Source organism: Paenibacillus sp. OSY-SE (assembly GCF_000283315.1).
Classification (GTDB): Bacteria; Bacillota; Bacilli; order Paenibacillales; family Paenibacillaceae; genus Paenibacillus_B; species Paenibacillus_B profundus.
Map to the genome: position 1 here is coordinate 1 of NZ_ALKF01000110.1, position 9,879 is coordinate 9,879.

Annotated in this window: 6 protein-coding genes and 2 tRNA genes; all 8 read left to right on the forward strand. The window is 49.7% G+C overall.

All coding sequences use genetic code 11. The features are described 5' to 3' along the window. Positions 1-23: 23 nt before the first annotated feature. Positions 24-112, forward strand: a tRNA-Ser gene (locus tag A372_RS0100885). Positions 113-241: 129 nt separating this feature from the next. Next, positions 242-2,488, forward strand: coding sequence for a helix-turn-helix domain-containing protein (locus A372_RS0100890; RefSeq protein ID WP_019418967.1), 2,247 nt, complete (start codon positions 242-244; stop codon positions 2,486-2,488). Between the two features lie 335 nt (positions 2,489-2,823). Then, on the forward strand, positions 2,824-3,789 hold the full coding sequence (locus A372_RS0100895; protein WP_019418968.1) for an ABC transporter permease: 966 nt from the start codon (positions 2,824-2,826) through the stop codon (positions 3,787-3,789). A 14-nt stretch (positions 3,790-3,803) separates the two neighbouring features. Continuing rightward, positions 3,804-4,700 carry a carbohydrate ABC transporter permease gene (locus A372_RS0100900; RefSeq protein ID WP_019418969.1) on the forward strand — a complete coding sequence of 299 codons (897 nt, stop codon included), beginning with the start codon at positions 3,804-3,806 and terminating at the stop codon, positions 4,698-4,700. A 53-nt stretch (positions 4,701-4,753) separates the two neighbouring features. Then, positions 4,754-6,442, forward strand: a complete 1,689-nt coding sequence (locus tag A372_RS0100905; RefSeq protein WP_019418970.1) for an ABC transporter substrate-binding protein — start codon at positions 4,754-4,756, stop codon at positions 6,440-6,442. A gap of 225 nt (positions 6,443-6,667) precedes the next feature. Continuing rightward, positions 6,668-7,894, forward strand: a complete 1,227-nt coding sequence (locus A372_RS0100910) for an alpha-L-fucosidase (protein ID WP_019418971.1) — start codon at positions 6,668-6,670, stop codon at positions 7,892-7,894. Positions 7,895-8,206: 312 nt separating this feature from the next. Beyond that, positions 8,207-9,574, forward strand: a complete 1,368-nt coding sequence (gene mgtE, locus A372_RS0100915) for a magnesium transporter (protein WP_036702852.1) — start codon at positions 8,207-8,209, stop codon at positions 9,572-9,574. A 160-nt stretch (positions 9,575-9,734) separates the two neighbouring features. After that, positions 9,735-9,809 (forward strand) — tRNA-Glu (locus A372_RS0100920). Positions 9,810-9,879 lie beyond the last annotated feature (70 nt).

The following is a 9,879-nucleotide window of genomic DNA, read 5'->3' on the forward strand; positions in this document are numbered from 1 at the left end:
TCCTGTTCGGGGAGCCACTTTTTGGAGAGGTACCCAAGAGGCCGAAGGGGGCGCTTTGCTAAAGCGTTAGGGTGTAACAGCCGCGAGGGTTCGAATCCCTCTCTCTCCGCCATTTATGGAACACATAAAGTCCCGTGAGGGATTTTTTTGTTTATCAAATATGTAAGCGTTTACTTATAAGGGGGCGAACATCCCTCTCTTTCAATCCTTGCTGTGGAATTCGAAGGAGGAACGTTACGTTATGGCCAAGCGATGGTTTTACCGCTTATTGCTGTCGTATATGCCTGTATTTATTATTGTAGTCAGCTTCCTATTCTTTGTGTTCTTTCAGACGTTAAGCGAACAAAGCCGCAAAGATGCAATTCAATCGAATTCATCGCTCCTCCTTCAAGCTCTTCGGGCCACGGACGCTTCTTTGAAAGATATTGACCAAATGGTCGTCTCCGAAGTGTTGAATGCGCCGGAGCTGGAACAATATTTTCACGGCAAGAAAAACAATGATGTCGCTTTACATATGCGCATCAAGAAGCTCATGAAACGGATCAGCGCCAGAAATCTGCTTATCGATACCGTGTATCTCGTCCGGTTTCAAGATGAAACGGTGCTTAGCAACAGCAGCGCCTTCCCCATCCGCGAATATATGGACAAAGACTTCATCGATGCACACCGCCATATCCGCAGCAATGAATATGCTTGGGTCGGTGCGCGCCCCTTTAAAGAATATGACTTTCAAGATGGAAAGTCTGTCGTGTCGCTCGTGCGCCACGTGCCTTTAACCGGCGGAGGAGACGGAATGATCGTCGTGAACGTCGCCACAGCCTCCATTCAATCCTTAGTTCAAGAGTGGTATGCCTCCGATTTGAATGCCGTCAGCATCCGCGATCGATTAGGTGTGAATTTACTGGATTATGATACCGATAACCCTAACTTTTCACCTTCTTACACGGTTGTATCGGACTATATGTCGCCTTATACGGGGTGGATTTTTGAGAGCGGGTTTCAGAAGGGGAAAGCTTTATTACGTATTGAGGAATGGTTCAATGTATGGATGATTGGCGGCATGATGCTGCTCCTCGCCGCGATGGGTTGGATTGTGTACATCACCCACCGCCATTACAAGCCAGTCGCGAATCTGGTACAGCGGGTCAATACCATTGCCGAGACAACGTCCTCCTTGCAATCGGACCAATCGCGCTGGGATGAATTTGCCGTCATCGAATCCGCTCTCGATCGAATGTTTGCCGAGCGTGATGAGAGTGCGGAACGAGGCAAGAAGGATGCCATATTTCTGCGCAATTACGCATTTCGGCAATGGTTGGACGGCAGCTATGAAGAGCATCCGCTTAATAAGGAAAATAAATTGGATGTTCCGTTGGATTCAGAGCGTTGGTGCGTCATCGTCGTGGTCGAAATCGATCGGTATCTTTCGTTCACGAAAGCGTATTCCCGGCGGGATCGCTTCTTGCTTCAATATGCTATGAAATCGGCCTTTCATGAAATAGCCGCAGAGTATGAGTGGAAGGTGTGGGCCGATTGGTTGACGGGGGAACGGCTCGTCATGCTTTGGCAGCCTGCGTCCGATCAGACGGAGCCTCAGCATGCTGCCCGCAAAGTTGCGGATGTGATGGAACAGATGCTGCCTTGGATTGAAAATTATTTGAAATGGACATCTACGGCAAGCGTCAGTGATGTTGCCGCTTCTATCCATAACATTCCGCAAGCGTTCGCTCAGGCGCTGCGATCGTTAAGCCGCAAGATGACCTGCGGGATCAATCGGGTGCTCATAGAGAAGGAGCATCAGACAGTGGGTGTTGATGTGACGCCGCTTACCCGAGCGCTCGTGCATAGCGTTGCGCAAGGAAAGGGAGAGTGGCACGAACGTCTGCTGGAATGGATTCAAATGCTGCAAGCGGCAAGGTATACCCGTCAAGAGGTCGTACAGGCTTGCACACAGCTAGACTCGGAAATGAACAAGCGGATGAAGCTGATGGCGCGAGCGAGTGATTCTCTTCCAGATGCAACGAGTTGGATGGAGCAGATTGACGAATGCGAAACGCTGAAGGAGCTTGAACAGATGCTGTCCGAGCTGCTGAAGCAGGCGGAGCAACGGCTTGCTGTTGCAGATGCGGAGCATTCCGTCGCGTTGATACGTCAGATCCAGGCGTACATCGAAGCGAACTATGCGCATCCTCAGCTGTCGCTGGACCATTTAAGCGAACGGTTCCAAGTGCCGCCAAAAACGTTAAGCAAATCGTTCAAGGATGTGACTGGCGAGAAATTCATTGATTTCCTCATCCACATCCGCTTAGAGCATGCGAAGCGGTTGCTTCGGGACAGTGATGCCTCCATTCAAACGATAGCTGAGCGGGTAGGCTATGGCGGAGCAGTATCCTTCAGCCGCGTATTTAAGAAAGTGGAAGGGGTTGCTCCAGGAGAATACCGCGCCGTCATCTCGGCGCAGGCTGCAGCCTTGACACGCGACAAATAATTGAAAGCGCCGAATATCGGCATTGGGCTTCTGATCGAGCCCGGTGTTGGTAGCAACGGCGCTTTTTTTGTGATGAACAGGCGGGATTGCGAAACATATCAAGCAGGCGAAAATCATCTATTGTTACCAATAAACCCCTTGCCGGGAGCGGGTTAGACGGTGTGGCGAAATCCGTTAAGCCTTAAGAAAACGGTTGATTGTAATGGCATCATTTCGTCTTTTATAATCAAGGCAACCCGGGAGGCTCGATACTATCGACGCCGCAAATATGAACTGGCTCAATAATGAATCCTCTTTTGTAATCGGTTGCAAAAGGGATGAAGGAGGAATGAACTATGGCAAACGTCACGCCCGGAACTGCCTCCCGCCGCCTGACGACATCGCGCTTCGCGTTTGCCGACGGTGCCGGTAAGAAAATGAAGAAGCATTGGCAACTATATTTGCTCGTTTTTCTGCCAATCGCTTACATTATCATTTTCAAGTACGTTCCGATGGGCGGAGTGCTTATCGCCTTTAAAGAGTATAACGTCGTAAAAGGGATCTGGGAGAGTCCGTGGGTAGGGTTTAAATATTTCGAGCAGTTTTTGAACTCGCCCTACTTCTGGAATTACATCCGTAATACCATCGTGGTCAGTCTGTACGGATTGTTAGTCGGATTTCCTGCCCCCATCCTATTGGCACTGTTTTTGAATGAGATTAAGAACGGTTTCTTTAAGAAGACCGTGCAAATGGTTACCTATGCCCCTTACTTCATTTCTACCGTTATTATGGTATCCATCATCATCGTTGCCCTGTCTCCGAACGTCGGCATGCTTAATAACATATTGCGCCTGTTCGGGTTCGAAGGCATCGATTTCATGGGAAGGCCGGAGTTGTTCAAATCGATTTATGTCTGGTCTGACGTATGGCAATTTACCGGTTACGGCGCAATCATATACATCGCAGCTTTATCTGGAGTCAATCCGGATTTGTACGAAGCTGCCAAGGTAGACGGCGCGACGCGCTTCCAGAAGATTTGGAATATCGATTTGCCGAGCATATTCCCCGTCATGGTCATTTTGCTCATCTTGAACGTGGGCAGCATGATGAGTCTCGGCTTCGAAAAAATGTACCTCATGCAAAACCCGCTCAATTTAGAGTCTTCCGAGATTATTTCAACTTACGTATACAAGGTCGGCTTGTTAAATGCGAATTTTAGCTTCTCAACAGCAATCGGACTATTTAATTCCATCATTAATCTCGTACTCATCGTGACGGTCAATGCGATTGCGCGCAAGCTGTCAGAGTCGAGTCTGTGGTAAAGGGGGCAGCATCCATGAATAAACCCGCTATTCGCGAGTCGCTTCCTGACCGCCTGTTTCTCATATTTGTGTACGTCGTATTAAGCGGCGCGCTGGTCATCGTTTTATTCCCGCTGCTGCATATTTTGAGCGCTTCGTTCAGTTCGCCGCAGGCTGTCAACTCGGGTCGCGTATGGTTGTTCCCGGTTGATTTTACACTGGCCGGATATAAAGCAGTTTTTGCGAATCCGAATATTTTGACCGGTTACGGCAACTCGCTCTTCTACGCCGTGGCTGGCACGTTCGTGAACGTCGTCATGACCGTACTCATCGCGTATCCGTTATCTCGTCGCACGTTCTACGGACGTCACATCATCATGATGCTGCTCGTCTTCACGATGTTGTTCGATGGCGGTCTTATTCCGAACTATATGGTTGTGAAGTCGTTAGGAATGATCGATACCCGCTGGGCCATGATTATTCCAGGCGCATTGGCTGTCTTCCAGGTCATTATCGCCCGTACGTTCTTTCAGACGAGTATTCCGGAAGAATTGGCTGAAGCATCGGAGATTGACGGCTGCAGCGACGTCCGCTTTATTACAAGTGTCGTGCTGCCGCTATCGAAACCAATTATCGCTGTCATGACGCTGATGTACGCCGTCGGCCACTGGAACTCTTATTTTGGCGCTCTCATTTATTTGAAATCGCCGGATATGTTCCCGCTGCAAATCGTGCTGCGGAATATCCTTATCCTGAACACGGTCGATCCGACGATGATGGCGAACGTGGATGATATGCTGCAGCTGCAAGGCATGTCAGAGCTGCTGAAATATTCGCTTATCGTGGTGGCGAGCGCTCCGGTGCTGATGATTTATCCTTTCGTGCAAAAGCACTTTGTAAAAGGAGTCCTTATCGGTTCATTAAAAGGTTAATCTCTGCCAGATTACAACTCAATTCGAGAATATAAAAGGGAGGGTCTTGTAAGATGAAATTGAAATGGACGACGATGCTTGCGGTATTGCTGTGCGCCTCACTGCTCTTGGCGGCTTGCTCCAGCGGTTCGGGCGGCTCTGGCAAAGAAGAAGGAAAGGGAAATGCCGCCGCGAACGAAGTGGCGAATGCCGGTGAACTATTCAATCCGGTAGGAGAATATCCGATTGCAAAAGAGCAGATGACACTTAAGATGTTCGCGCCGCAATCGGCAGCGATAGAAAATTTAGAGACGAACGAATTCACAAAATTTGTTGAAGAGAAAACAAACATTAAAATTAAATGGGACGTTGTGCCAGAGGGTGCCATTGAAGAGAAGAAGCAATTGATGATGGCAAGCGGAGACTATCCGGAAGTCATTCTCGCCGGCAACTTCTCCAAGGCAGACCAGATGAAGTACGGACAGCAGGGCGTATTTGTTCCGTTGAATGATTTAATTGATAAATATGCTCCGAACATCAAGCAGGCCATGACTGAAATTCCGTACTTGAAGGATGCGATGACTACGCCAGACGGCAACATTTACACGATCCCGAAAGTGAACGAATGCTATCATTGCACCTATGCCTCGAAAATGTGGGTGAACCAGAGCTGGCTTGATAAGCTTGGATTGAAAATGCCGGAGACGACGGAAGAGTTCTATCAAATGCTGAAAGCGTTTAAAGAGAAGGACCCGAACGGAAATGGCAAAGCAGATGAGGTTCCGCTCACTACGGCAGGGAAAAAGGACATGTGGGGCGGCGGCTTGGATGCCTATTTGATGAACGCTTTCATTTATAATGATGCCAATACGTATATGTATATGGATAACGGTGACATTAAGTTTTCGCCGAATCAAGAAGCATGGCGCGAAGGACTGCGCTTTATCAATAAACTGTATGCGGAAGGGCTTATCGATAAAGCTTCCTTCACCCAGAACGCCGATGCCGTCAAGCAAATCGGCAATAAGCCTGACAATGTGATGGGAGCCGTGTCCACGGCGCTTATCAGCTATGTATACAATCCGAACGAATTGACGCCTCGCCATAAAGAATATGTAACGGTTCCGCCGTTGAAAGGACCGAATGGCGTGCAGCTGACCGGATACTTCGTCGGCGCTGGCAACGGACAGTTCGCGATTACGAACAAAGCGACACCAGGGCAGCAGATTGCGGCGATTCGCTTTGCAGATTATCTGTACACCGAAGAAGCAACGGTGTATACGAGCATGGGTAAGGAAGGCGATGGCTGGCGCCAAGCGAAGGAAGGTGAGAAGACGGCTGACGGTCAACCTGCGCGCTTCAAGCAAACGCCGAAGCCAGGCGTATCGCAAGTCCAGAACGGAACTTGGCAGGAGCTTGGCATTATGAAAATGACGAATGAATTACGCGATTCCTTTGCGGTGCCGGATGATATGTTCGCGGAAGACGGCTATGGCCTTCGCCTGCGCAACGAGTCGAAGAAATATGAACCGTTCGCGAAGCCAGAAATGGCTTTCCCAGCAGACGTATTTATCGCAGCCGAGGACGCTTCCTTAGTAGCTCAACTGCAGACGTCCATTAGTGACTATGTCGAGTCCAACATAGCTCAGTTCATTACCGGCAGCAAAAGTTTGGATAAGGATTGGGATGCGTATGTGAAAGGCTTCGACGGCTTGCAGCTGCCGAAATATTTAGAGATTTACAGCAACGCTATTAAAAAATAAAGGTTGCTTTCTATACTATCCGCCGGTGTCATGCTGCCGGCGGATAGCTGCTTGACAGCGCGCACATTTTCATGCTTCCATTTGCTTATTGATGAAGGATTTAACTCCACTATCTCGAAGTCATAAGAGGTTCTTGCATGGTGCAGAACGACTTATAATGTTATCGAAAACGCTTGTCGCAACTGTCTGACCACATTACTAATTTGAAGTAAGGGAGAGGGCGTTATGACGAAGACGAAGCTGGCTTTGCCTACCCCGCAGCAAATGGCGTGGCAGGACTTGGAATTGGGGATGTTTTTTCATTTTGGGATCAATACGTACTGTGATCAGGAATGGGGAGAAGGAACTGATTCCCCGGAATTGTTCAACCCGGCGCAGCTGGATGCGGGGCAATGGATCCGCACGGCCAAAGTGGCCGGATTCAAATATGTCATCCTGACGGCCAAGCATCACGATGGGTTCTGTCTGTGGCCGACGAAGACGACAGACTATTCGGTGAAATCAAGCCCATGGAAGAACGGTCAAGGCGACGTGGTGCGTGAAGTGGCCGATGCGTGCCGGGAAGAGGGCATGCTTCTAGGGTTGTACGTATCTCCTTGGGACCGCAATGCTGCGTGCTATAGCGATCCTGCTGCTTATGATGACTTTTATGCGGAACAGCTCACAGAGCTTTTGACGGGCTATGGGTCGTTAGTGGAAGTCTGGTTCGACGGAGCGGGCTCGGAAGGTCGCCAATACGATTGGCCGCGCATCATTGGTCTTGTGAAGCAGCATCAACCGGATGCGATGATTTTCAATATGGGCGCGCCGACGATTCGTTGGGTGGGGAATGAAGATGGAGTCGCTCCGTATCCGTGCTGGAACACTGCTGAAAGCGCTCGCGTGAGCATGTTCACGAGCGACATGAACACGTGGATGGAAGCCACACCGGAATGGGTTCCTGCGGAATGTGATGTGCCGATTCGGGCGAGACATTGGTTCTGGCACCCGAATGATGAGAGCAGTCTGCATTCATTAGACCATCTGATAGACTTGTATTACCGCTCCGTTGGCCATGGGACAACCTTGCTCCTGAACGTCTCGCCAGATGACCGCGGCCTGCTGCCCGATTGTGATGTAGAGCGCGTACAGGAATTCGGAACGGAAATCCGCCGCCGATTCGGACAATGTATTGCCGAGACGACGGGCGCAGGAATGGAAGTTGTACTCGACTTGGGAGAAAAACAGGCGATCGAGCATGTCATTGCGATGGAAGACATTGCGTATGGGGAGCGAGTCCGTGCTTATGTGGTGGAGGCCCGGGTTGACGGGGAATGGAAGACGGTAGCGCAGGGCAGCGCGATTGGGCACAAGAAGATCGATCGGATCGAACCGCTCGAGACCGCTAGTATCCGCCTGCGTATAATCGAATGCATGGAAGAGCCAATGATTCGCCGCTTGGCCGTATATTGATCGGGAAAATAATGAGTCGGAGAAAAAAGAAGCAAATCGATTACAGAGGCAGGAATGCTGCCTTACGATATCGAATATAAGACAGGGCAAGGATTTACTGCGAATTCATTCGTGGTTATTCCTTGCTTTTTTTCATACACTATGAGAGCTTGAACTGGATTTATCGTATGTCCTAGTTCGTGAATATTGCGTAGTGTATTATTGAACAGGGGTTCTATGTCATTGGATATAGGGTAAGAAAGAGTATTGCAGGAGGTGAGCGGCGTGAGCGATAAATTATCATCAGATATCAATCGTGACGACGGCGACAACATGAAAGAAAAGAGAAAAGCCCCCTCTGAACCGGAAGATATCCTCGAGGAAGCGGACCGCATATTAGAAGGTACGACAGAAGAGGTGAAGCGGGAGCTGCGTTATTGGCAGCCGTACGACTTGGCCGTCGTCTATCGCGATGCGAAGATGACGAAGCGATCTCACTTGCTGAGTGCTCTGGAAATCGATCAGTTGACGGAAATGATCCGCGAGCTGGACCCGGATTTACAGCTTGAAGCGTTTCAGATGCTCGGGCGCGAACGCGCCGCCGAAGTGCTGAACCGGATGGATAATGACGACGTCGCCGATATGATGGCTGCCGTTAGTCTGGAAGCGAAGGAATTCCTCCTCTCGTTGATGGAACGGGAAGAGAGCGACACGGTGCGTCACTTGCTCACCTACGAGCCGGAGACGGCGGGCGGTCTGATGACCAACCGTTACGTGTGGTTCTATAACCGCTACACGGTGCGGGAAGCGGTGGAGAAAATTAAGGCCTTCGCAGAGCTGACGAAGCACGTGCATTATTTCTATGTAGTAAACGAACAGAAGCGTATCGTCGGCACCTTGTCCTATCGGGAGCTGGTGCTTGCTCAGGAGAATGAAACGATACAGGAGCTCATGAACGAGAAGGTTATTTCCGTAACAGCAGACACAGACCAAGAAGAAGTGGCGAAGCTATTCGAGCAATACGACTTCCTGTCCATGCCGGTCGTGGATGCAGATGACAAGCTCATCGGTATCGTGACCGTCGATGACGTCATCGACGTCCTGCGGGAAGAGGCGCATGAGGATATTAACAAGCTATCAGCAACCGATAAGACTATCGATTTTCGCACGAATGCAGTAACCGCAGCACGGCGCAGGCTGCCATGGCTCATTATGCTGCTCTTTCTCGGACTCGTCTCCGGCAGCATTATAAGCCGGTTCGAAGAAACGTTGCAGCAGGTGGTGGCGTTAACATTCTTCATGCCCATGATTGCCGGAATGACAGGGAATACAGGCACTCAATCACTAGCTGTCGTCATTCGTGGATTATCTTCCGAAAATATAGACAAAGCTATCGTTCGACGTCTGTTATGGCGCGAACTGTTCGTAGGACTTATTATCGGTATGGTATGCGGCGGATCCGTGGCCTTGGTGGCGGGAATATGGCAATCAAGTGTAGCGCTCGGCCTTGTCGTCGGATGTTCCTTGTTTCTCACTGTCATCATCGGGACGATGGCCGGGACTGTCATTCCGCTCATTTTGTACAAATGCAATGCCGATCCAGCCGTAGCGTCCGGGCCACTGATTACGACGTTGAATGACATCTTTTCATTAACTGTTTATTTCGGTACGGCGACGGTATTTTTATCGTATTTAGTGTGACCGTTTGGGGAAGCGCAGGTAACACGGGTGGTGTCTTTATCAGCACAAAAACATTTTGCCAATTGGTAAAAAAAGTTTTGAAAAAAAAGCTTGTCAACGTTCATGCCGTTTGTTATACTCTTAATTGTCGCCGCAGAGGTGATGATGAAAGTGTGACCATGGCCCGTTGGTCAAGTGGTTAAGACACCGCCCTTTCACGGCGGGAACACGGGTTCGAATCCCGTACGGGTCACCATTTCTTTTACTTGAAATGAATCATGGCGAACAGCAATGTTCAGTCAGCATGAGAGCCATTAGCTCAGTTG

Coding starts and splice junctions, on each gene's coding strand:
- A372_RS0100890 (WP_019418967.1), top strand. CDS start 242: ATGGCCAAGCGATGGTTTTACCGCTTATTGCTGTCGTATATGCCTGTA.
- A372_RS0100905 (WP_019418970.1), top strand. CDS start 4,754: ATGAAATTGAAATGGACGACGATGCTTGCGGTATTGCTGTGCGCCTCA.
- A372_RS0100910 (WP_019418971.1), top strand. CDS start 6,668: ATGACGAAGACGAAGCTGGCTTTGCCTACCCCGCAGCAAATGGCGTGG.
- A372_RS0100900 (WP_019418969.1), top strand. CDS start 3,804: ATGAATAAACCCGCTATTCGCGAGTCGCTTCCTGACCGCCTGTTTCTC.
- A372_RS0100895 (WP_019418968.1), top strand. CDS start 2,824: ATGGCAAACGTCACGCCCGGAACTGCCTCCCGCCGCCTGACGACATCG.
- mgtE (WP_036702852.1), top strand. CDS start 8,207: ATGAAAGAAAAGAGAAAAGCCCCCTCTGAACCGGAAGATATCCTCGAG.